The organism is Rugamonas sp. DEMB1 (assembly GCF_029834475.1).
Classification (GTDB): Bacteria; Pseudomonadota; Gammaproteobacteria; order Burkholderiales; family Burkholderiaceae_D; genus Rugamonas; species Rugamonas rubra.
This window is the reverse complement of the sequence record NZ_CP122407.1, coordinates 764,265-786,453: the sequence shown is the minus strand read 5'-3', so window position 1 is coordinate 786,453 and position 22,189 is coordinate 764,265. Positions and strand designations below refer to the sequence as shown.

Below are 22,189 nucleotides of genomic sequence, written 5' to 3'. Positions count from 1 at the left end.
CCCCCTTACAAACGCTTACCAGGAAGAGCTTGAACCTATGCAATGGGAAGTGATACTGTTCGTCGCCGCCGCGCTGGCCGTGCTGGCCGGCTGCCTGCTGCCGAACGCCTGGCTGCCGCCGCTGCCGAACGACAAGTTGATGCATTTCGCCGCCTTCGGCGGCCTCACCGCGCTGGCCGCCCGCCTGCTGCCGGCGCCGGGCGCCTTCGCCCTGGCCCTGCTGGCGCTGGCGCTGGGCGGTTGGCTGATAGAATGCCTGCAGCAGCTGGTGCCGGGGCGGCACTTCTGCTGGCGCGACCAGGCCGCCAACGTGGCCGGCATCGGCGCCGTCGGCGGCCTGACGCTGCTGGCGCGCGCGCTGGCCTGAGCGGCCCCTTTATAGAAGACACAGATGACCAAGCCCACAGACAAGGCGCACGCCGCCGCCGCGCCCGACGCGGCCGCCGGCCAGGCGGCCGAGCCGAAGAGCGTGCAGGTGCACCTGCGCAAGATCCCGCTGCTCGCCGGCCTGAGCGACGAGGAGATGCTGCGCTTCAAGGGCGAGCTGCGCTTCCGCCAGTACGGCAAGCGCGACATCGTGCTGCAGAAGGGCGGCGCCGGCGACGGCCTGCTGTTCCTGCTGTCGGGCCAGCTGCAGGTGATCGACGTCACCGAGGACGGCCGCGCCATCGGCCTGCGCATGCTGGCGCCGGGCGACTTCTTCGGCGAGATCGCCGTCATCAACGGCTCGCAGCGCACCGCCTCGGTGGTGGCGATGAGCGCGGTGCTGGTGGCCTTCCTGCCGGCGCCGGCGGCGCTGCACCTGTTCTCCCACTCGCCCTCGGTGGCCAGCCAGATGCTGCGCCACCTGGCGGCGAAGATCCAGCGCGACTCGGAGTTCCGCTCGCTGCTGAGCATCAACAACACCAGCCGCCGCCTGTACACCTTCCTGGTGCAGATGAAGACCACCCAGCCGGGCCAGCCCGACGTGGTCGAGAACCTGCCGACCCACCAGGACATCGCCAACATGATCAACACCAGCCGCGAGACGGTGACGCGGGCGCTGACCGCGCTGACCGCCCAGGGCATCGTCCAGAAGGACACCCACCGCCTGCTGATCGTCGACCCGCAGGCGCTGCAAAAGCTGGTCGAGGGCGGCGCGTGAGGGCGCCCGCCGGCGCCGCCGGCGCGCTATAATGGCGCGCTTTTTCCCACCCCCTAGCGAGTTGTCGACCATGACCGTCCCCCCCCGCCGTTCCCCCGCCGCGCCGCCGCGCGCCAGCGCGCCATGATGCTGCTGGCGCGCCTGCGCAACCTGGCCAACTACCGCGGCTTCATCGCCGGCAGCGTGCGCCGCGAGTTCCAGTCGAAGTACCGCAACTCCATCCTCGGCGCCGCCTGGACCGTGCTCAACCCGCTGGCCATGATCGTCGTCTACACGGTGATCTTCTCGCAGGTGATGCACTCGCGCCTGGCCGGCGCCAGCTCGCCCTACGCCTACAGCATCTACCTGTGCGCCGGCGTGCTGACCTGGAACCTGTTCGCCGAGATCACCAGCAAGGCGCAGGCGGTGTTCATCGACAACGCCGGGCTGATCAAGAAGATCAACTTCCCCCGCCTGTGCCTGCCCGTCATCGTGGTCTGCAACGCCGGCCTGAACTTCGCCATCATCTTCGCCCTGTTCACCGCCTTCCTGCTGCTGGCGGGCGACTTCCCCGGCTGGGTCTACTTCGCCGTGTTCCCGCTGCTGGCGCTGCAGGTGCTGCTGGCCATCGGCCTGGGCATGATCCTGGGCGTGCTCAACGTGTTCTTCCGCGACGTCGGCCAGTTCTTCAACATCGCCCTGCAGTTCTGGTTCTGGTTCACCCCGGTGGTCTACCCGGTCGCCGTGCTGCCGGCCGAGGCGCGCGCCCTGCTGGTGTGGAACCCGATGGCGCCGCTGATCCTGGGCTACCAGGAGATCCTGGTCAACGGCCGCGCGCCGGCCTGGGCCGGCCTGCTGCCGACGGCGGCGCTGGCCGTGCTCCTGTGCCTGCTGGGCATGCAACTTTTCCGCCGCCGCGCGGGTGAAATGGTGGACGAACTGTGAACGGCAGCATACAAGTAACGAACCTGGGCAAGGCCTACAAGCGCTACCCCAGCCACCGCGCCCGCCTGCTCGAATGGCTGCTGCCGGGCGGCCGGCCGCGCCACCAGACCATCTGGGTGCTGCGCGACGTCAGCTTCAGCGTCGCCCCCGGCCAGGCGCTGGGCATCATCGGCATCAACGGCGCCGGCAAGAGCACCCTGCTCAAGCTGATCACCGGCACCGCCGCCGCCAGCAGCGGCAGCGTGGCCATCGGCGGCCGGGTCGCCGCCATGCTCGAGCTGGGCATGGGCTTCCACCCCGACTTCAGCGGCCGGCAGAACGCCTACATGGCCGGCCAGCTGCTCGGCCTGTCGCTGGCCGAGATCGACGACCTGATGCCCTCGATCGCCGCCTTCGCCGAGATCGGCGAGTACCTCGACCAGCCGGTGCGGGTCTACTCGAGCGGCATGCAGATGCGCCTGGCCTTCGCCGTCGCCACGGCGCGCCGGCCCGACGTGCTGATCGTCGACGAGGCGCTGTCGGTGGGCGACGCCTACTTCCAGCACAAGAGCTTCGAGCGCATCCGCGCCTTCCGCGCCGAGGGCACCACCCTGCTGATCGTCTCGCACGACAAGGGGGCGATCCAGTCGGTGTGCGACCGCGCCATCCTGCTCGACGGCGGCCGCGTCAGCCAGGAGGGCACGCCCGAGCAGATCATGGACCTGTACAACGCCATGCTGGCCGAGCGCGAGGGCGTGCAGGTGCGCCAGGAGACGCTGGCCGACGGCAAGGTGCGGACCATCTCCGGCACCGGCGAGGCCACGGTGCTGGCGATCGCCCTGCTCAACGCCCGCGGCGAGCCGGCCGAGGTGCACGACGTCGGCAGCGCCGTCACGCTGCGGATCGACGTCGCCGTGCACGCCGACCTGGCCGAGCTGACGCTGGGCTACCGCATCAAGGACCGGCTGGGGCAGAACATCTTCGGCACCAACACCTTCCACAAGCTGCTGCCGCTGGACGGCCTGCGCGCCGGCGCGCGCCTGCGGGTGCGCTGCGCCTTCCCGCTCAACCTGGGGCCGGGCAGCTACTCGGTGGCCACCGCGCTGCACAGCAACGACAACCACCTCGGCCAGAACTACGAGTGGCGCGACCTGGCCCTGGTGTTCGAGGTGATGAACCTGAGCCACGGCTACTTCGAGGGCTGCGCCTGGCTCGACCCCGTCATCGCCATCGACCACGACTTCGGAGCAACCCCGCCATGCGCCTGACCTGCCACGCCCACAACTTCGAGGACGTGCTGCTGTGGCGCGCCCTGCGCCACGTCGAGCACGGCCGCTACATCGAGGTCGGCGGCGCCGCGCCGCCGGCCGTCTCGACCAGCCAGGCCTTCTACGCGCGCGGCTGGAGCGGCGTCAACCTGCAGCCGGCGCCGGCGCCGCTGCGCGCCCTGCGCATCGCCCGCCCGGCCGACACCAGCCTGGCGCTGGGCGCCGGCGCCGGCGCCGGCCAGGCCGACTACTACGAGCTGGCCGGCACGGCCGGCTCGACCTACGACGCCGCGCTGGCCGCCGCCCACGCCGCCGCCGGCGGCGTGGTGCTGCGCCACCGGGTCGAGCTGCAGACGCTCGACCAGGTCTGCGCCGAGCACGTCGACGGGCCGATCCACTTCCTCGCCCTGGCCGGCGGCGCCGAGCGGGCCGCCCTGGCCGGCCTCGACCTGGCGCGCTGGCGGCCCTGGATCATCGTGCTGCGCGCCGCCGGCGGCGCCGCGCTGGCCGAGCTGGCGGCGGCCGACTACCGGCTGGCCCACGTCGACGGCCTCAACCACTACTACGTCGCCGCCGAGCAGGCCGCGCTGGCCGCCGCGCTGGCGCTGCCGCCGCACCCGGCCGACGACTTCGTGCTGGCCGAGGACCACCCCTACAGCCAGCCGCTGGACGGCTGGCGGGCGCGCTGCGCCGCCGCCGAGGCGGCCGCCGTCGAGGCGCGCGAGTGGGCCCAGGCCCACGTGCGCGAGTGGCGCGACAAGCACGCCCTGCTGACCGAGCAGGAACGGCGCGCCGAGCGCGCCCAGGCCGCGCTGGAGCAGGCGGCGGCGCGCGCCGCCGCCGCCGAGGCCGAGCTGCCCGGCCTGCGCGCGCGCGCCGCCCAGGCCGCGCTGGCCGAGGCGGCGCTGGCCGGCACCTACGCCAGCCTGTCGTGGCGCCTGACCCGGCCGCTGCGCGAGGGCAAGCTGCGCCTGCGCCGCGCCGGCCACTGGCTGCGCCGCCTGCCGGCGCGCCTGCGCGGCGCCGTGCTGCGCCGCGCCAAGGGCCTGGCCGGACGGGCGCTGCGCTTCGTCACGGCGCGCCCGGCGCTGTCGTTCCTCCTGCGCCGCGCCGTCTCGCGCCTGCCCTTCCTGGTGCCGGCCATGCGCGCCCTCAAGCTGCGCCTGCAACTGAACCAGAACCACGCCGCCGCCGCCGCCGCGCCGCCGGCCGAGCTGGCCGCGCTGCCCGAGGCGGCGCGGCGGATCTTCGACGACCTGCGCCGCGCCAGCGGCCACGCCCCACCCACCTGACCCGAGCCCCCCCCATGCGTATCGTAATCGACCTGCAAGCCTGCCAGGGTTCCAGCACCAACCGCGGCATCGGCCGCTACTCGATGGCCCTGCTGCAGGCCATGCTGCGCCAGGCCGGCGGCCACGAGCTGCGCGTCGCCCTCAACGGCGCCCTGCCCGACGGCGTCGACCAGCTGCGCGCCAGCCTGGGCCGGCTGATGCCGGCCTCGCAGATCTCCTGCTACAGCCTGCCGGCGCAGATCTGGGAGCACCAGCCGCTCAACAGCTGGCGCCTGCGCGCCGCCGAGCAGCTGCGCGAGCACTACCTGGCCAGCCTGGCGCCGGACGTGGTGCACGTCTCCAGCCTGTTCGATGGCTTCGGCGAGGACGCCTGCGTCTCGCTGCTGCACGGCCGCGGCCAGTTCGACAGCGCCGTCACCCTGTACGACCTGATCCCGCTGCTGCGCAAGGAGACCTACCTGGGCGACCCGCACGTGGCCAACTGGTACTACCGCAAGCTGCAGAGCCTGAAGAACGCCGAGCTGCTGCTGGCCATCTCCGGCCACTCGCGCCAGGAGGCGCTCGACGCGCTGCAGCTGGCGCCCGAGCGGGTGGTCAACATCTCCTCGGCGGTCGACGCCATCTTCGCGCCGCGCCGGCAGGACGCCGCCCAGCGCGCCGCCCTGCGCGCGCGCTACGGCCTGCGCCGCGACTACATCATGTACACCGGCGGCATCGACTACCGCAAGAACATCGAGGCGCTGGTCGAGGCCTACGCCATGCTGCCGGCGCCGCTGCGCGCGCGCTACCAGCTGGCCGTGGTGTGCAGCGTGCAGCCGGCCGACCGCCTGCGCCTGCAGGCGCTGGCGGCGCGGTGCCGCCTGCCCGAGGGCGACCTGGTGCTGACCGGCTTCGTCCCCGACGACGACCTGGTGTCGCTCTACAACGACACCGCGCTGTTCGTCTTCCCCTCGCTGCAGGAGGGCTTCGGCCTGCCGGCGCTGGAGGCGATGTCCTGCGGCGTGCCGGTGATCGGCTCGCACAACAGCAGCATCCCCGAGGTGATCGGCCGCGCCGACGCGCTGTTCGACCCGACCCGGCCGGACGCCATCGCGGCCAAGATGGCGCAGGTGCTCGAGCAGCCCGACTTCGCCGCCGAGCTGGCCGGCCACGGCCTGCGCCAGGCCAGGCTGTTCTCCTGGGACGCCAGCGCGCGGCGCGCGCTCGACGCCTTCGAGCAGCTGCACGCGCGGCGCCAGGCGGCGGCGCGCACCAGCGTGGCGGCGGCGCCGGCGCGGCGGCCGCGCCTGGCCTACGTCTCGCCGCTGCCGCCCGAGCGCACCGGCGTGGCCGACCAGAGCGTCGAGCTGCTGCCCGAGCTGGCGCGCTACTACGACATCGAGGTGGTGGTCAGCCAGCCCGAGGTGCGCGAGCGCTGGGTCGAGGCCAACTTCCCGGTGCGCAGCGCCGACTGGTTCGACCAGAACGCCGAGCGCTACGACCGCATCCTCTACCACTTCGGCAACTCGGCCTTCCACGCCCACATGTTCGCCCTGCTGGCGCGCCACCCCGGCGTGGTGGTGATGCACGACTTCTACCTGAGCGGCGCGGTCAACTACCTGGCCAGCGCCAGCCAGACGCCGAACGCCTACTGCCAGATGCTGTACGCCTCGCACGGCTACCGCGCGCTGGTCGACGAGGCCGAGCGCGGCCGCGAGGCCTCCTACTACGAGTACCCCTGCAACAAGGCGGTGCTCGACCAGGCCGCCGGCGTGATCGTCCATTCGTCCTACTCGCGCACCCTGGCCGAGCGCTGGTACGGCGCCGGCCGCGCCGCCGACTGGCGCTACATCCCGCTGCTGCGCGCCCTGCCCGGCCCGCTCGACCGGGGCGCCGCCCGCGCCGCCCTCGGGCTGGCCGAGGACGACTTCCTGGTGTGCTCCTTCGGCCTGGTCGCCATCACCAAGTGCAACGAGAAGATCCTCGAGGCCTGGCTGGACCGCGCCGAGCTCAACGAGGACACGCGCTGCCACCTGGTGTTCGTCGGCGAAAACCACGTCGGCAAGTTCGGCAACGCGCTGGCCGCGCGCATGGCCGGCCGGCCGCGCGTCAAGATCACCGGCTTCGTCTCGCAGGAGCAGTTCCGCGCCTACCTGGCGGCGGCCGACTGCGCCGTGCAGCTGCGCAGCCGCTCGCGCGGCGAGACCTCGGGCACCATCCTCGACTCGCTGGCCTACCGCCTGCCGACCATCATCAACGCCCACGGCTCGGCCGCCGAGGTGCCCGACGAGGTGGTGCTCAAGCTGCCCGACGACTTCAGCGCCGGCGAGCTCAGCGACGCCATCCTGCGCCTGCGCGACGAGGCCGGCCTGGCCGCCGGCCTGGTGCGGCGCGCCCTGGCGCACATGCACCAGGTGCACCATCCGGCCCACGTCGGCGCGCTGTACCACGAGGCGATCGAACAGATCGCCCGGCACAGCCCGCAGGCCCGCTACGCCGAGCTGCTCGCCGGCCTGGGCGGCATCGCCGCCGCCGCCGCGCCGAGCCAGGCCGACTGGCTGCAGACGGCCGCCTGCATCGCCGCCAACGGCGCCGGCTGGCACGGCCGCCAGCTGCTGGTCGAGGTCGGGGTCGAGACCGGGGACGGGGCCGCGGACGCGGACGCGGACGCGGCCGCGCGCGCCCTGCTGCTGCAGCTGCTGCTGGCGGCGCCGCCCGGCCTGCGCGTCGAGCCGGTGCGCCTGGTCGGCCAGCGCTACCACTACGCGCGCGCCCACGCGCTCGAGCTGATCGGCCGCGCCGACCTGGCGCTGGACGACGCCGTGGCCGACATCCGGCCGGGCGACTGCCTGCTCGGCCTGGCGCCGCCGGGCCCTCCTCCGCCGCCGCCGCCGCGCTGGCGCGGCGCGGCGTGGCGCTGCTGGCGCCGGCCGGGCTGGCCGCGCTGCTGCCGGCCGGCCACGCCGCGCTGGCCCTGCTGGCGGGCGCCGCCGGGGACGCCGATGCGCGCTGAGCCGACGCCCCAGCTGCTGCTCGACCTGTCCGAGCTGATCGGCCACGACGCCCGCTCCGGCGTGCAGCGGGTCAGCCGCGCCGTGCTGCTGGCGCTGCTGGCGGCGCCGCCGCCGGGCCGCCGCGTGCGCCCGGTGTACGACGCCGGCGGCTACTACGCCTACGCCGAGGCCGAGGCCGGCGGCGGCTGGCGCCGCGCCGCGCCCGGCGCCGAGGCGCCGCTGCGGACCCGGCCGGGCGACCTGTTCTTCGGCCTCGACCTGGCGCTCGAGCAGGTGGCGCGCAACCAGGCGCTGCTGGCCGGCCTGCGCCGCCACGGCGTGCGCCTGTACTTCTTCGTCCACGACCTGCTGCCGCTGCGCCACCCGGAATGGTTCGAGGCCGGCGTCTGCGCCGCCTTCGAGCGCTGGCTGGCCGCCTGCGCCGCGCTGGCCGACGGCCTGCTGTGCAATTCGCGCGCCACCGCCGACGACCTGCTCGACTGGCTGGGCCAGGCGCCGCCGGCGCGCGCCGCGCCGCTGCAGGTGGGCTACTGCCACCTCGGCGCCGACCTGGCCGCCAGCGCGCCCAGCGCCGGCCTGGGCGGCGCCGACGAGGCCGTGCTGGCGGCGCTGGCCGCCAGGCCGACCCTGCTGATGGTCGGCACGCTCGAGCCGCGCAAGATGCACGCCCAGGCGCTGCAGGCGCTCGAGCGGCTGTGGCGCGACGGCGTCGAGTGCAACCTGGTGGTGGTCGGCAAGCCGGGCTGGCGCGTCGAGCACGTCGCCCGGCGCCTGCGCGGCCACGCCGAGGCCGGCCGCCGCCTGTTCTGGCTGGAGGCGGCCAGCGACGAGCTGCTGGCCCGCCTGTACCGCGGCAGCAGCGCCCTGCTGGCGGCCTCGGCGGCGGAGGGCTTCGGCCTGCCGCTGGTCGAGGCGGCCCAGCACGGCCTGCCCGTCATCGCCCGCGACCTGGCCGTGTTCCGCGAGGTGGGCGGCGGCCACGCCTGGTATTTCCGCGCCGACGACGGCGCCGCCCTGGCCGCCGCGCTGGCCGACTGGCTGGCCCTGCGCGCCGCCGGCCGGGCGCCGGCCTCGGCGGCGATGCCGCGCCTGAGCTGGGCGGACGCCGCCGGCCAGATGCTGGCCTGCCTGCTGGAACAGCGCTGGTACCGCCAGGCGCCGGTCCGCCTGGCGGCCGACCCCGCTTACACTTTGTCACAATATTGAGCGCCGCCGAGTCCGCCCGGACGGGCGCCGGCCCGGCATCCATGCGCCCTGGCGCGGCGCCGGGCGGCGCCGGGCGGGGCCGCCCGGCACATAGTTGATTTGGCAATGTTGGGCTATAATGTCCCCCTTTTTCCCACCCGCTAGCGAGCCCGCCCCCATGTCCACCCGCCGCCCCGACCACGCCAAGCTGAGCCGCCTCTGGCTGCCGGCCCTGCTCGGCCTGAACCTGCTGCTGCTGGTGTTCTACCTGGCCGTCGACTACCAGTTGAGCTACCACTCCGACTCGGCCGTCAAGAACCTGCTGGCGCAGGAGATCGCCGAGACCGGCCGCTACTTCCCGCCCGACTGGAACTACGCCAACGCCGACCTGTGGGTGCTCAACACGCAAACCTGGATCGTGCCGCTGCTGCGCTGGTTCCCCAACGGCTTCCCGCTGCACGCGGTGTCGGACCTGGCCACCGCCGCGCTGACCCTGCTGGCGGCCTGGGCCGTCTGCCGCGTCATGGGCCTGTCGCGCGCCGCCACCCTGCTCGGCCTGGCCGTGCTGAGCGCCGGCATGTCGCCCATCCTGGCCGAGCACATCTTCGGCCAGGGCGCCTACGGCACCATGTTCTACATGGTCGGCTTCCTGCTGTACGCCTACTGGGCGCAGCGGCGCGCGGCCGGCCGCGCCCGCTGGTTGTGGGCGGCGGCGGCGGCCCTGCTGCTGCTGCTGGTGTTCTGGGGCAGCCCGTCGCGCGGCATGGCCGGCTACGCCCTGCCGCTGCTGGCGGCGCTGCTGGCGCTGCGCTGGCACGAGCGCGGCGCCGCCCGCCGGGCCGGCGCCGCCGCGCCGCCGCCGCGCTACGCCGGCGCCGTCCTGGCCGTGCTGGGCGCGGCCGGCGGCGTGCTGCTGCACCTGTACACCCTGCGCCACGTGCACAACGACCCGGCCGCGCCGCTGCTCTGGCTCAGCCCGGCGGACATGGGGCGCAACGTGCTGGGCGTGCTGGAAGGCCTGCTCAGCCTGTTCGACGGCCTGCCCACCACCGGCGCCAAGGTGCTCGGCGCCTTCAGCGTCTACCAGGCGCTGCGCCTGCTGGCCGCGCTGGCGCTGCTCTACCTGCTGCCCTGGGCGCTGTGGCGCGGCCTGCGCCACGCCAGCGGCGGCATGCTGTTCGTGCTGGTCTTCAGCGCCGCCTCGACCGGCCTGAACCTGTTCGTCACCGCCACCACCACGCTGGCCGACATGCACAGCCCGGAGGCCTCGGCGCGCTACCTGGTGCCCTCGCTGATCCTGCTGCTGCTCGGCCTGGCCGGGGTGGTGCTCGACCGCCGCGGCCTCGGCCTGGCGCCGCGGCTGGCCGGCGGCGCCGTCCTGCTGGTGCTGGCCGGCAGCGCGCCGACCACCTATCTGCGCCCGCTGAGCGAGAACCTGGACCTGCCCTGGCGGGGCGCCCGCCTGGTCACCCGCGACACGCGCATGATCGACTTCCTGGCCGGCCAGGGCCTGCAGTACGGCTACGCCACCTTCTGGAACGCCGGCAAGCTCAGCGTGCTGAGCGGCCAGCGCGTGCGGGTGCGCCAGATCGTCGTCGAGCGCGGCCTGCCGCAGCCGATGCGCAAGCTGGCGTCGAACCGCTGGTACAACGCCAGCGCCTGGCAGGCCCGACCTTCCTGCTGCTGGGCGCCGACGAACTGGCCGCGCTCGACCTGGAGCGCCTGGGCCGGCTGGCCGGCACGCCGCGCCGCCTCGCGTTCGAGGGCGCGCAGATCCTGGTCTTCCCCGGCAACCTGGCGGCCGCCCTGCCGCAGTGGGACACCGAACTGCGCCGGCCGGCCGCCTACCCGGTCGACGCCAGCACGCCGCACGCCGTCGGCACGCTGCAGGGCACGCCGCCGGCCCTGGTGGCCGAGCCGGGCCAGTCCGGCGTGCTCGCCTTCGGCCCCTTCCGCACGCTCGACGAGGGCAGCTTCGAGGTCAGCTTCGAGCTCGAGGCGGCCGGCGCCGGCGTCGACGACTTCGGCCTGGTCGACGTCGCCGTCGACGGCGGCCACAGCATCGCCCACCGCGCCATCACCCGCGCCGGCGCGCAGCGCCTGACGCTGGCCTTCAGCAGCGAGCGCAAGCTCAACGCCGTCGAGTTCCGCGCCATCAGCAGCGGCAAGGGCCGCCTCACCATGCGCGGCGCCGAGATCCGCCGCGCGCCAGCACCATGAACCCGGCCGGGGCCGACCGCCCCGGCGCAGACAAGAGCCCACGATGCACAACACCCCTCCTTTGATATCCGTCGTGGTCCCGGTCTACAAGGCCGAGACCATGCTCGACGAACTGTACCGCCGCCTGTGCGGCGCCCTCGAACCGCTCAGCCCGAACTTCGAGATCGTGCTGGTCGAGGACTGCGGCGGCGACCGCTCCTGGCAGGTGATCGAGCGCCTCGCCGCCGCCGACCCGCGGGTGGTCGGCCTGCAGTTCAGCCGCAACTTCGGCCAGCACTACGGCATCACCGCCGGCCTCGACCACTGCCGCGGCGACTGGGTGGTGGTGATGGACTGCGACCTGCAGGACCAGCCGGAGGAGATCCCGCGCCTGTACGCCAAGGCGCTCGAGGGCTACGACGTGGTGCTGGCGCTGCGCGGCAAGCGGCAGGACCGCTGCTCAAGCGCGCCACCTCGTGGTTGTACTACCGCCTGTTCAGCTACCTGGCCGACTTCGAGCTGGACGGCGACAGCGGCAACTTCCGCATCATGTCGCGCCAGGTGGTGCGCAACTTCGGCCGCATGCGCGAACAGCTGCGCTTCTTCGGCGGCCAGGTGCAATGGATGGGCTTCCCCACCGCCGGCGTCGAGGTGGCGCACGACGAGCGCTTCGACGGCAAGTCGACCTACACCTTCGCCAAGCTGTGGAAGCTGGCCGCCGACACCATCATCGCCTACTCCGACAAGCCGCTGCGCATCGCCGCCCGGCTCGGCCTGACCATGGCGCTGGTGGCGTTCGGCTTCGGCAGCTTCCTGGCCGGCCGCTCGCTGCTGCACAGCTCGCCGATCCCCGGCTGGGCCAGCCTGATCGTCTCGCTGTACTTCATCGGCGGCCTGGTCATCGGCCTGCTCGGCATCCTCGGCGTCTACCTGGGCAAGGCCTTCGACGAGACCAAGAAGCGCCCGCTCTACATCGTGCGCCGCGCCACCGCCAACTGCACCACCGGCGAGGCGCCGCGCTAGCCGCCCCCCACCACGGAGAACCCGATGAAAATAGATTTGTCCCCGATGGACCTGGCCCGCTTCGGCGTGGTCACCGCCAAGGCCGCGCTGGCCGCCGGCGAGCCGCTGGCCGCCGCGCTCGACTGGTGCGCCGCGCGCGGCGTGCAGCTGCTGATCGCCCGCTGCCCGGGCGACGGGCCTGGCCCAGGCGCAGGCGCTCGAGCGCGCCGGCGCCCGGCTGTGCGACACCCTGGTCTACTACCGCAAGGACGGCCTGGACGGCGCCGCCGCCGCGCTGCCCGAGGGCTACACGGCGCGCGCCGCGACGCCGGCCGACGCCGCCGCCGTCGAGGCGCTGGCCGGGCTGACCTTCCGCGGCTACGCCGGCCACTACCACGCCGACCCGCGCCTGGCGGCGGCCGACGCCGACCTGGTGTATTCGAGCTGGGCCGGCCACTCCTGCCGCGACACGGCGGTGGCCGACGCCGTGCTGCTGCTCGAGCACGCCGGCGCGCCGGTCGCCTTCGCCACGCTCAAGCGCCACGACGCCGTCCAGTTCGAGGGTGTGCTGTTCGGCGTCCACCCGGCGCACCAGGGCCGCCGCCTGTACCAGGCGCTGATGCGGCTGGCGCAGGACTGGGCCGGCAGCGGGGCCTGACGCGCATGCTGGTGTCGACCCAGCTGGCCAACCTGGCGGTGCAGAAGGTCTGGTGCCGCCAGGGTTTCGAGCCCTGCGCCAGCAGCTACACCTTCCACCAGTGGTGCTGAGGCGGCCATGAACTACCTCTACATCGCCCTGACCATCGCCCTGACCGTGTACGGCCAGATCGCCATCAAGATGCAGGTGCTGCAGGCCGGCGCCCTGCCGGCCGACGGCGGCGGCAAGCTGGCCTTCCTGCTGCACCTGCTGCTCAACCCGTGGATCGTCAGCGCCTTCGCCGCCGCCTTCCTCGCCTCGGTGGCCTGGATGGGGGCGATGACCAAGTTCCAGCTGAGCCACGCCTACCCCTTCATGAGCCTCAATTTCGTCATCGTGCTGGCGCTGAGCGCCTGGCTGTTCCACGAACCGATGTCGATGACCAGACTCGTCGGCGTCACCCTGATCTGCCTCGGCACCGTCGTCGCCGCCCAGGGCTAACCGGAGAAACCATGCAAACCATCCCCTTCAACAAACCCTTCATGACCGGCCGCGAGCTGTGGTACATCGCCCAGGCGCACACCAACGGCCACCTGTCGGGCGACGGCAGCTTCACCAAGCGCTGCCACGGCTGGCTCGAACAGCACACCGGCACCGCCCGCGCCCTGCTGACCCACTCCTGCACGGCGGCGCTGGAGATGGCCGCGCTGCTGGCCGAGGTCGAGGCCGGCGACGAGGTGATCATGCCGTCCTACACCTTCGTCTCGACCGCCAACGCCTTCGTCATGCGCGGCGCCGTGCCGGTCTTCGTCGACATCCGCGCCGACACGCTCAACATCGACGAGGACAAGATCGAGGCCGCCATCACGCCGCGCACCAAGGTGATCCTGCCGGTGCACTACGCCGGCGTGGCCTGCGAGATGGACACCATCATGGACATCGCCCGCCGCCACAATCTGATCGTCATCGAGGACGCCGCCCAGGGCATCATGTCGACCTACAAGGGGCGCGCGCTGGGCACCATCGGCCACATGGGCGCCTACTCCTTCCACGAGACCAAGAACATCATCGCCGGCGAGGGCGGCGCGCTGCTGGTCAACGACGAGCGCTTCGCCGAGCGCGCCGAGATCATCCGCGAGAAGGGCACCAACCGCAGCCAGTTCTTCCGCGGCCAGGTCGACAAGTACACCTGGGTCGACGTCGGCTCGTCCTACCTGCCGGGCGAGGTGATCGCCGCCTTCCTGTGGGCGCAGATGGAGGAGGCCGACAGCATCACGGCGCGCCGCCTGGCGCTGTGGGACGCCTACCACGCCGCGCTGGCGCCGCTGGAGGCGGCCGGCAAGCTGCGCCGCCCGCTGGTGCCGGACGGCTGCGTCCACAACGCCCACATGTACTACATCCTGCTCGACTCGCTCGAGCAGCGCGGCCGCGTCATCGCCGGGCTCAAGGAGCGCGGCGTCAACAGCGTGTTCCACTACGTGCCGCTGCACAGCGCGCCGGCCGGCCGCCTGCGCAGCCGCTTCCACGGCGACATGGCGCAGACCGACCAGCTGTCCGACCGCCTGCTGCGCCTGCCGCTGTGGGTCGGCCTGGAGCCCGAGCAGGAACGCGTCGTGCGCGCCCTGCGCGAGGTGTTGTAGCCGCGCCGGCCGCCACCGCGCGGCCGCGCCGGCGGACGAAAAAAAAGCAGCCTAGGCTGCTTTTTTCACGTCCGTCGCGGCGCCGCCTACTGCGCCGGGGCCTGTTTCGGCAGGCCGCCCAGCAGGGCCGCCACCTTCTGCTTCGGTTTGACACCGGCGCCGGTGGCGCTGGCCAGCGAGGCGCTGGGCGCCGGCACGGCGCTCTTGGCCGGCTCGTAGGGCTTGAGGAACCACGGGTCGGTCTTGTCGCGGCGCGACGCCGGGCCGCCCGGGCGCGGCCCGCGCTCGAAGCCGCTGCCGCCGCGTTCGAGGTTGCTGCGGTCCGTGCTGCTGCTGCGTTCCGTGCTGCCGCGGTCCGTGCCGCCGCTGCGCTCCGCGCCGCCGCGATCGCCGCCGCTGCGCTCGGCCGAGCGTTCGAACGGCCGCGGCGCCGGCGCGCCGCCCTCGCCGCGCCGCGGACGGCGCTCGCTGGCGCGCTCCTCGCCGCGGCCGACGCCGGGCGTGAAGCCGACCAGCTCGCCGCGCTTGATGCTTTGCTTGATCAGCTTCTCGATGTCGACCAGCAGGCGCTCGTCCTTGTCCGAGTAGATCGAGATGGCGTCGCCGGAGGCGCCGGCGCGGCCGGTGCGGCCGATGCGGTGGACGTAGTCCTCGGCGTTGTAGGGCAGGTCGAAGTTGATCACGCAGGGCAGGTCGGAGATGTCGAGGCCGCGCGCCGCCACGTCGGTGGCCACCAGCACGTCGATCTCGCCCTTCTTGAACGAGTCGAGCGCGGCCATGCGTTCCTGCTGGGTGCGGTCGCCGTGGATGGCGGTGGCCTTCATGCCCTCCTGCTCCAGGCTGCGCGCCAGGCGCGAGGCGCCGATCTTGGTGTTGGAGAAGATGATCACCTGCTTCAGGTCGCGCTGGCGCAGCAGGTGGGCGACCACGTCGCGCTTGTGCTCGTCGGCGACCTTGTAGACCACCTGGCTGACCTTGTCGGCCGTCTGGTTGCTGCGCGCCACCTCGATGGTCAGCGGGTTGTTCAGGAAGGTGTTGGCCAGCTTCTTGATCTCCGGCGAGAACGTCGCCGAGAACATCAGGTTCTGGCGCTGCTTGGGCAGCAGGTTGATGATGCGCTGCAGGTCGGGCAGGAAGCCCATGTCGAGCATGCGGTCGGCCTCGTCCATGACCAGCATCTGCACCTGGCCCAGGCTGATGTTCTTCTGCTCGATGTGGTCGAGCAGGCGGCCCGGCGTGGCGATGACGATCTCGACCCCGCCCTTCAATATCGTGGTCTGGCCCTTCATGTCCATGCCGCCGAACACCACGGTCGAGCGCAGCGGGGTGTGCTGGGCGTAGGCCTTGACGTTTTCGGCCACCTGCACGGCCAGCTCGCGGGTCGGCGTCAGGATCAGCGCGCGCACCGGGTGGCGCGCCGGCGACATGCTGGCGCTGGCGTGGGCCAGCAGCATCTGGATGATCGGCAGGGCGAAGCCGGCGGTCTTGCCGGTGCCGGTCTGCGCCGCGCCCATCACGTCGCGGCCCTGCAGCAGCACGGGGATGGCCTGGGCCTGGATCGGCGTCGGGTGGACGTAGCCCTGGTCGGTCAGCGCGCGCAGGATCAGCGGCGACAGGCCGAAGTCGGCGAACTTGACATCGGCGGCGGGGGCGGCGGCGTCGGCCGGCGCGGCGGCCACGGCCACGGCCACGGCTTCGACTGCTGCGGCTGTTGCGGTTGCTGCGACGGGTGCGGCGGGTGCGGCTGCAACAATTGCCGCTTCGACTGGCGCGGTGTCGACCGGCGCGGCTTCAACAGCGGCGACTTGTTCAATGGCCGCAACGGCGGCGGGGGCGGACTCGGCGCCAGGCAGGGTGTGGATCTGGTTTTCAGACATAGATTTTGGTCGGCTTCCGTCCAGCGGGCAGCCATGCTTTCTTCAATAAACAACAGTTTCTGCGTGCGGCGGCCGGGACTCGCGCCCGGCCGGAACCGGCCCTGGCTAGGCACCTGCGCGCTCCGGGGCGATGGTGGACCGACACTGGGGGAGAGCGAGGCGAAGGCAGGCGGCGGCGCCACACAGGAAGCGCCACGACGGCCTGGCCGTCATCGCGCGCGCAGACATGGATACAATATCAGCGCCGTAAACTATACCCTAAATCGGCGCAACTGCACACGAAAACAGCACTTTTTGTAGGGAAATTATTGCATGATTGGAATGTATAATAGCCACTCTGTTCCAGACAATTACCTTCCCGACATCAGAATTCCCCCGCGAAACCACCCCGCAAGTCCTTTGCGCCACCGGATACCCCCGCCATGCCCGTGCCACCGCCGGTTCCTCCGTCGAACCGTTATTGCCTGACCCGTTACGCGCCGGCGCGCCGGGCGCCGGGCGCCCCGCCGAGGCCGCTGCTGGCACTGCTGGCGCCGCTGCAAGCCCTGCCGGCCCTGCTGCTGGCGCTGCTGCTGGCCCTGCTGGCCCCGCTGGCGCCGGCCGCGCCGCCGGCCGCCTTGGCCACGGCGGCCACGGCGGCCGCGCCGGCGCCGTCGCTGCGCTTCAAAAAGCTCGGCCCGCTGGGCGACGACGAGCCGTCGATGCTGTCGCTGATGCAGGACCGCAAGGGCTACGTTTGGGTCGGCACCCACACCAACGGCCTGTACCGCTACAACGGCTACCACGCCGTCAAGTACAGCAACAAGCCGGCCGATCCGCGCAGCCTGCCGCACGACCGCGTCTCGGCCCTGTTCGAGGACCGCCGCGGCGGCATCTGGGCCGGCACACAGAACGGCCTGGCCCGCTTCAACCCGGCCAGCAACGACTTCACCGTGTTCGCCCCGGCGCAGGCGCCCAACAACCACCGCATCATCAAGAGCATCGTCTCGGACGGCGCCGACGGCATGTGGATCGCCAGCTGGGGCGGCCTGCAGCACTTCGACCCGGCCAGCGGCAGGTTCGCCGTCTACGGCCACGACCCGGCGCGCCCCGACAGCCTGGCCAGCAACGACATCAACGCGTTGGCGCGCGACGCCGCCGGCGGCGTCTGGGCCGCCACCTGGCCCGGCGGGCTGGACTACCTGGCGCCGGGCGCCAGCGGCTTCGTCCACCACCAGGTCGACGCGGCGGCCAAGCCCGACGCCCGCGGCAACATCGTGCGCGCGCTGCAGTTCGACCGCCAGGGCGCGCTGTGGATCGGCACCGAGTCCGGCGTGCTGCGCTGGGACGGCAAGGGCGACTGGGCCGGCCGCCGCGCCGTCGCCGCGCCCTACAGCCGGGTCACCAACTTCTACGTCGACAGCGCCGGCACGCTGTGGTGCACCACGCTGTCGGCAGGCCTGCTGCGCTGGAACGCGGCGGCCGGCAGGTTCGACCAGTTCGTCCACGCCGCCGACGACCCCAACAGCCTGGCCGGCGACAACCTGCGCGCCGTCATGCAGGACCGTGGCGGCATGCTGTGGATCGCCTCCTTCACCGACGGCATCAGCCTGGCCAACCTGAGCAGCGGCGGCTTCACGCGCCACGTGCCGTTCCGCATCGACAGCCGCTCCATGCCGGCCAGCAACGCGCTGCTCAGCCTGGCGCGGGCGCCGGCCGGCCGCGTCTGGCTCGGCGGCAACGTCGGCATGAGCTTGTACGACCCGGCCAGCGGCGCCGTGCTGAAGAACTACCGCGCCGACGAGCGGCGGCCGGGCGCGCTGAGCCACAACATCGTCTACAGCATGTACCAGCGCATCGGCGCCGACGGCAGCGCCGCCGGGCCGCTGTGGGCCGGCACCTCGAACGGCCTGAACCGGCTCGACAAGCCCGACGGCGCCTTCCGGGTGGTCCACTTCGGCAACACCGCCAGCGACTTCATCAACTTCATCGCGCCCGGCGCCGGCGACGTGCTGTGGCTCGCCACCGGCAACAGCCTGATCAGCTACAACCCGCGCAACGACGCCCGCCGCATCTACTACCACGACGCCAAGGAGCCGAGCAGCCGCAGCGTCAACGGCACCTCGGCGGTGCTGGAGGACCGCGCCGGCCGGGTCTGGGCCGGCTCGGAATGGAACGGCGGCGGCCTCGACCTGCTCGACCCGCGCAGCGGCAAGTTCCGCCACTTCCGCCACAGCACCGACAACGCCGCCGGCCTGAGCGACGACAACATCTCCAGCCTGCACCAGGACGCCGCCGGCCGCGTCTGGATCGGCACCGGCAAGGCCTCGACCTGGTGCTCGACGGGCCGGACGGCGCCGTCGCCTTCCGCTCCTACGCGGCGCCCATGCGCGCGGCGAAGATCCTGGCGATCCGCGACGACGCCGCCGGCAACATCTGGTGCAGCACCATCGCCGGCCTGTACCGGCTCGAGCCGCGCAGCGGCAAGGTCAGCCATTTCACCGCCGCCGACGGCCTGAGCGAGGGTTTCACCGTCGGCTCCTCGGCCGCCGACGGCGCCGGCCGCTTGTACTTCGGCGGCGTGCACGGCATGACCGCCGTCGACCCGGCGGCGGTGCGCAGCGACTCGGTGGCGCCGCAGGTGGCGATCACCGACATCAGCGTGTTCAACCGCTCGCTGCAGAACGGCGGCCTGGGCGAGGGCACCACCATCGAGGGGCCGCTGACGGCGCCGACCCGGCTGACCCTGTCGGCCCAGGCCTCGGTGTTCGCCATCGAGTTCGCCGCGCTGCACTACACCGAGCCGGGCGAAAACCGCTACCTGTACCAGCTGCAGGGCTTCGACCGCGACTGGGTGGCGGCCGACGCCGCCCACCGCGTGGCCAGCTACACCAACCTCAACCCGGGCAACTACCTGTTCCGCGTCAAGGCGGCCAACCACCGCGGCGTGTGGAACCCCGAGCCGGCCACGCTGCAGATCACCATCACGCCGCCGTTCTGGCAGCGCTGGTGGTTCCGCCTGCTGGCCGGCCTGCTGGCGGTGGGCGCCCTGCTCGGCGCCCACCTGCTGCGCCTCAAGCGCGTGACGCGCCAGCAGCGCGAGCTGCGCCAGCTGGTCAAGGAACGCACCGGCGAACTGGAGGCGTCGAACCGCAAGCTGGCCGCGCTCAGCACCACCGACGGCCTGACCGGCGTGGCCAACCGGCGCGGCTTCGACCTGGCGCTGGAGCGCGAATGGCGCCGCGCCGAACGCACCGGCCAGACGGTGGCGCTGACCATGCTTGACGTCGACCACTTCAAGAAATACAACGACCATTACGGCCACCTGGCCGGCGACGCCTGCCTGCGCGCCGTCGCCGAGCTGATCACCAGCCACGGCCGCCGCACCACCGACCTGGTGGCGCGCTACGGCGGCGAGGAGTTCGCCCTGCTGGCGGCGGCCACCGACAGCGCCGACGCCTTCGGCGTGGCCGAGGCGATCTGCGCCGAGCTGGTCAAGCTGCAACTGCCGCACGCCGCCTCGCCGTTCGGCGTGGTGACCATCAGCATCGGCGTGGCGGTGCTGCTGCCGGGCGGCGACAACACGCCCGAGCGGCTGCTGCAACAGGCCGACCGCGCCATGTACCGGGCCAAGGAAAAGGGCCGCAACATGGCCCTGCTGGCGCTGCCGGCGCTCGACTAGCCAAAATCAGGAACCAGGAAACAGCATCATGAACACCATGCAACAGAACACCGCCATCCAGGACCAGCCCGCCGTCGCCGAGGCCAAGGCCGAGGCCGACCCGATGCCGCAACCGCCGGCCTCGCCGGAGCCGGACGCCTGCTGCCACAGCGGCTGCACCTACTGCGTCGACGACCTCTACCAGGACGAGCTGGACAACTACCGCGCCGCGCTCGCCGCCTGGCGCGCGCGCCATGGCCTAGGCTAGCAGGCGTCTTTCAAAGACCGGGGTATCCGGTCCTCACCACGCCCCTGATGCGCAGCGACAGCCAGCGCGACCACCGCGTCAGGTTCTAAACACCTTCGGGGTCAGGTCCGACATTCAGACACGAGCTGAGCCATTCGACGAACACCGGCGGGGTCAGGTCCGACATTCAGACACGAGCTGAGCCATTCGACGAACGGTCTATGGCTGAGCACGTGTACGAATGTCGGTATCTGACCCCGCTTGCTGCGAATGTCGGCACTCGACCCCGCTTGCTTGGTGGGCCCGCTTGGCGCGATTAGAAGGTTTCCCACTCGTCGCCGTCGGCCGGCGCGCTGGCCGACTGCCCGGGCTGGGCGCGCGCGGCGGCGGCCTGGGCCGGCTTGGCGGCCTTGGCGGTGAGCCGGCGCGGCGCAGGCGCGGCGGCGCGGGCAGGCACGGCGCGCCGCGCCGGCGCAGCCGCCACGCGGGCGGCGCCGGCCGCCGAGGCGTCCAGCTTGAACACGCCGACCACCTCGCCCAGGCGCGCCGCCTGCTCCTGCATCGCCTCGGCGGCGGCGGCGGCCTGTTCGACCAGCGCGGCGTTCTGCTGCGTCACCTGGTCCATCTGCGCGATCGCCGTGTTGACCTGTTCGATGCCCAGGCTCTGCTCCTGGCTGGCGGCGGTGATCTCGCCCATGATGTCGGTCACCCGGGTGATGCTGGCGACGATCTCGTCCATCGTCGTGCCGGCCTCGCCGACCAGGCGCGAGCCCTGCTCGACCTTCTCCACCGAGTCGCCGATCAGCTCCTTGATGTCCTTGGCGGCGGCGGCCGAGCGCTGCGCCAGGTTGCGCACCTCGGAGGCCACCACGGCGAAGCCACGGCCCTGCTCGCCGGCGCGCGCCGCCTCGACGGCGGCGTTGAGCGCCAGAATATTCGTCTGGAAGGCGATGCCGTCGATGACGCCGATGATGTCGACGATCTTGCGCGAGGAGTCGTTGATCGAGGCCATGGTGCCGACCACCTGGCCGACCACGTCGCCGCCCTTGACGGCGATGCCCGAGGCCGAGCGGGCCAGGGTGTTGGCCTGGCGCGCGTTGTCGGCGTTCTGCTTGACCGTCGAGGTCAACTCCTCCATCGACGAGGCGGTCTCCTCCAGCGAACTGGCCTGCTGCTCGGTGCGCGAGGACAGGTCGGCGTTGCCGCTGGCGATCTCGCCCGAGGCGGTGGTGATGGTGTCGGTGCCGGCGCGCACCTGGCCGACCAGGCTTTGCAGGCTGCCGCTCATGTCCTTCAGCGCCTGCATCAGCTGGCCCGTCTCGCAGCGCGAGCGCACCTCGATGTGGCCGGTCAGGTCGCCATCGGCGACGTCGCGCGCCAGCCGGACGGCCTGGCGCAGCGGCCGCGAGACGATGCCGGCGATCCACATGGCGAGCACCGTGCCGAGCGCGATGTTGAGCACCAGCAGGCCGATCGACAAGTTGCGCGCGCTGGCGTAGGTGGCGCTGGCGGCGGCGCTGGCGGCGTTGCCGCCCTCGACGTTGAGCTTGACCAGCTTGTTGAGCACGGCCGTCAGCTCGCCCAGGTATTTGGCCGAGGCGCCGGCGGCGGCGGCGCGCGCCTCCACCTTCTCGTTCTTGCGCGACAGTTCGATCAGCTTGCCGTGCTCGCCCATGAAGGCGTCGAAGCTTTTGCCGAACTCGTCGTACAGCGCCCTCTCCTCCGGGCTGTTGATCAGCTTCTGGTAGCCGTCGCGGTCGGCCTTGAGCGTGGCCAGGGTCTCGTCCATGCGCTTCTCGTAGCCGGCCATGCCGTCGGGCTGGTCGTTGAGCAGGTGGGCCAGCTCCCAGCGGCGCAGGTCGCTGACGTCGGCGCGCAAGGTCATCACCGACTGCACGCTGGGCATCCAGTCGCCGGCCAGCTCGTCCGAGGCGGCGTCGATGCGCCCCATCGAGACGATACCGGCCACGCCCATCAGCAGCGACAGCAGCAGCACCACGCCGAACGACAACAACAGTTTGGTGGCGATCTTCAAATCATAGAACCAGCTCATGTCTCGTTATCCTTTTGATGCGGCAAACCAGCGGGTGGCGGGCTGGACGCGGTGCGGGAGCGGGGCACCGATTTGCCGTGGTGTACTCCTCCGGCTAGTATGCAGCGGC

At 72.4% G+C, this 22,189-nt stretch carries 16 protein-coding genes and 1 pseudogene; 15 read left to right on the top strand and 2 right to left on the bottom strand.

The window, feature by feature from the left end; all coding sequences use genetic code 11:
* Positions 1-37 precede the first annotated feature (37 nt).
* The 12 genes and pseudogenes from QC826_RS03675 (at position 38) to rffA (ending at position 14,263) form a co-directional block, all read left to right on the top strand.
* On the top strand, positions 38-367 hold the full coding sequence (locus QC826_RS03675) for a hypothetical protein (protein ID WP_279764443.1): 330 nt from the start codon (positions 38-40) through the stop codon (positions 365-367).
* A 24-nt stretch (positions 368-391) separates the two neighbouring features.
* On the top strand, positions 392-1,144 hold the full coding sequence (locus tag QC826_RS03670; protein ID WP_279764442.1) for a Crp/Fnr family transcriptional regulator: 753 nt from the start codon (positions 392-394) through the stop codon (positions 1,142-1,144).
* A gap of 123 nt (positions 1,145-1,267) precedes the next feature.
* Entirely contained in the window at positions 1,268-2,068 is an 801-nt protein-coding gene (locus QC826_RS03665) for an ABC transporter permease (RefSeq protein WP_279764441.1), read from the top strand.
* On the top strand, positions 2,065-3,315 hold the full coding sequence (locus QC826_RS03660; protein WP_279764440.1) for an ABC transporter ATP-binding protein: 1,251 nt from the start codon (positions 2,065-2,067) through the stop codon (positions 3,313-3,315). The genes QC826_RS03665 and QC826_RS03660 overlap by 4 nt, the downstream gene beginning before the upstream one ends.
* Positions 3,306-4,607, top strand: a complete 1,302-nt coding sequence (locus QC826_RS03655; RefSeq protein ID WP_279764439.1) for an FkbM family methyltransferase — start codon at positions 3,306-3,308, stop codon at positions 4,605-4,607. The genes QC826_RS03660 and QC826_RS03655 overlap by 10 nt, the downstream gene beginning before the upstream one ends.
* A gap of 14 nt (positions 4,608-4,621) precedes the next feature.
* On the top strand, positions 4,622-8,806 hold the full coding sequence (locus QC826_RS03650; RefSeq protein ID WP_279764438.1) for a glycosyltransferase: 4,185 nt from the start codon (positions 4,622-4,624) through the stop codon (positions 8,804-8,806).
* 157 nt (positions 8,807-8,963) lie between these two features.
* On the top strand, positions 8,964-10,889 hold the full coding sequence (locus QC826_RS03645; protein WP_279764437.1) for a hypothetical protein: 1,926 nt from the start codon (positions 8,964-8,966) through the stop codon (positions 10,887-10,889).
* A gap of 159 nt (positions 10,890-11,048) precedes the next feature.
* Positions 11,049-11,390 (top strand): annotated as a pseudogene (locus QC826_RS31545) (glycosyltransferase family 2 protein); the annotation flags it as partial.
* 74 nt (positions 11,391-11,464) lie between these two features.
* Entirely contained in the window at positions 11,465-12,007 is a 543-nt protein-coding gene (locus tag QC826_RS03640) for a hypothetical protein (RefSeq protein ID WP_279764436.1), read from the top strand.
* A gap of 412 nt (positions 12,008-12,419) precedes the next feature.
* The gene (locus QC826_RS03635; protein ID WP_279764435.1) at positions 12,420-12,644 is read left to right on the top strand and encodes a GNAT family N-acetyltransferase; all 225 of its coding nucleotides are present in this window, start codon (positions 12,420-12,422) and stop codon (positions 12,642-12,644) included.
* A gap of 117 nt (positions 12,645-12,761) precedes the next feature.
* The gene (locus QC826_RS03630; protein ID WP_279764434.1) at positions 12,762-13,124 is read left to right on the top strand and encodes an EamA family transporter; all 363 of its coding nucleotides are present in this window, start codon (positions 12,762-12,764) and stop codon (positions 13,122-13,124) included.
* Between the two features lie 11 nt (positions 13,125-13,135).
* Positions 13,136-14,263 carry a dTDP-4-amino-4,6-dideoxygalactose transaminase gene (gene rffA / locus QC826_RS03625; RefSeq protein WP_279764433.1) on the top strand — a complete coding sequence of 376 codons (1,128 nt, stop codon included), beginning with the start codon at positions 13,136-13,138 and terminating at the stop codon, positions 14,261-14,263.
* Between the two features lie 86 nt (positions 14,264-14,349).
* On the opposite strand, the gene QC826_RS03620 is transcribed toward rffA, so the two are convergent.
* Positions 14,350-16,140, bottom strand: a complete 1,791-nt coding sequence (locus QC826_RS03620; RefSeq protein WP_409567760.1) for a DEAD/DEAH box helicase — start codon at positions 16,138-16,140, stop codon at positions 14,350-14,352.
* A gap of 422 nt (positions 16,141-16,562) precedes the next feature.
* On the opposite strand from QC826_RS03620, the gene QC826_RS03615 reads away from it, so the two are divergent.
* The 3 genes from QC826_RS03615 to QC826_RS03605 all read left to right on the top strand — a co-directional run bounded on the left by QC826_RS03615 (position 16,563) and on the right by QC826_RS03605 (position 20,048).
* The gene (locus QC826_RS03615; RefSeq protein WP_279764432.1) at positions 16,563-18,638 is read left to right on the top strand and encodes a two-component regulator propeller domain-containing protein; all 2,076 of its coding nucleotides are present in this window, start codon (positions 16,563-16,565) and stop codon (positions 18,636-18,638) included.
* A 71-nt stretch (positions 18,639-18,709) separates the two neighbouring features.
* On the top strand, positions 18,710-19,801 hold the full coding sequence (locus QC826_RS03610) for a GGDEF domain-containing protein (protein ID WP_279766373.1): 1,092 nt from the start codon (positions 18,710-18,712) through the stop codon (positions 19,799-19,801).
* A gap of 28 nt (positions 19,802-19,829) precedes the next feature.
* Complete coding sequence (locus tag QC826_RS03605) at positions 19,830-20,048, top strand: oxidoreductase-like domain-containing protein (RefSeq protein ID WP_409567759.1); 219 nt, start codon at positions 19,830-19,832, stop codon at positions 20,046-20,048.
* Positions 20,049-20,343: 295 nt separating this feature from the next.
* Here QC826_RS03605 and QC826_RS03600 read toward each other — a convergent pair whose 3' ends face one another.
* Positions 20,344-22,080 (bottom strand): methyl-accepting chemotaxis protein, encoded by a 1,737-nt coding sequence (locus QC826_RS03600; protein ID WP_279764431.1) that lies wholly within the window; start codon positions 22,078-22,080, stop codon positions 20,344-20,346.
* Between the last annotated feature and the right edge of the window lie 109 nt (positions 22,081-22,189).

Bases quoted from the DNA above. Each gene is read 5' to 3' on its own strand.
- QC826_RS03675 (WP_279764443.1), top strand. From the start codon at position 38: ATGCAATGGGAAGTGATACTGTTCGTCGCCGCCGCGCTGGCCGTGCTG.
- QC826_RS03670 (WP_279764442.1), top strand. From the start codon at position 392: ATGACCAAGCCCACAGACAAGGCGCACGCCGCCGCCGCGCCCGACGCG.
- QC826_RS03665 (WP_279764441.1), top strand. From the start codon at position 1,268: ATGATGCTGCTGGCGCGCCTGCGCAACCTGGCCAACTACCGCGGCTTC.
- QC826_RS03655 (WP_279764439.1), top strand. From the start codon at position 3,306: ATGCGCCTGACCTGCCACGCCCACAACTTCGAGGACGTGCTGCTGTGG.
- QC826_RS03650 (WP_279764438.1), top strand. From the start codon at position 4,622: ATGCGTATCGTAATCGACCTGCAAGCCTGCCAGGGTTCCAGCACCAAC.
- QC826_RS03645 (WP_279764437.1), top strand. From the start codon at position 8,964: ATGTCCACCCGCCGCCCCGACCACGCCAAGCTGAGCCGCCTCTGGCTG.
- QC826_RS03630 (WP_279764434.1), top strand. From the start codon at position 12,762: ATGAACTACCTCTACATCGCCCTGACCATCGCCCTGACCGTGTACGGC.
- rffA (WP_279764433.1), top strand. From the start codon at position 13,136: ATGCAAACCATCCCCTTCAACAAACCCTTCATGACCGGCCGCGAGCTG.
- QC826_RS03620 (WP_409567760.1), bottom strand. From the start codon at position 16,140: ATGTCTGAAAACCAGATCCACACCCTGCCTGGCGCCGAGTCCGCCCCC.
- QC826_RS03615 (WP_279764432.1), top strand. From the start codon at position 16,563: ATGCCCGTGCCACCGCCGGTTCCTCCGTCGAACCGTTATTGCCTGACC.
- QC826_RS03610 (WP_279766373.1), top strand. From the start codon at position 18,710: ATGACCGCCGTCGACCCGGCGGCGGTGCGCAGCGACTCGGTGGCGCCG.
- QC826_RS03605 (WP_409567759.1), top strand. From the start codon at position 19,830: ATGAACACCATGCAACAGAACACCGCCATCCAGGACCAGCCCGCCGTC.
- QC826_RS03600 (WP_279764431.1), bottom strand. From the start codon at position 22,080: ATGAGCTGGTTCTATGATTTGAAGATCGCCACCAAACTGTTGTTGTCG.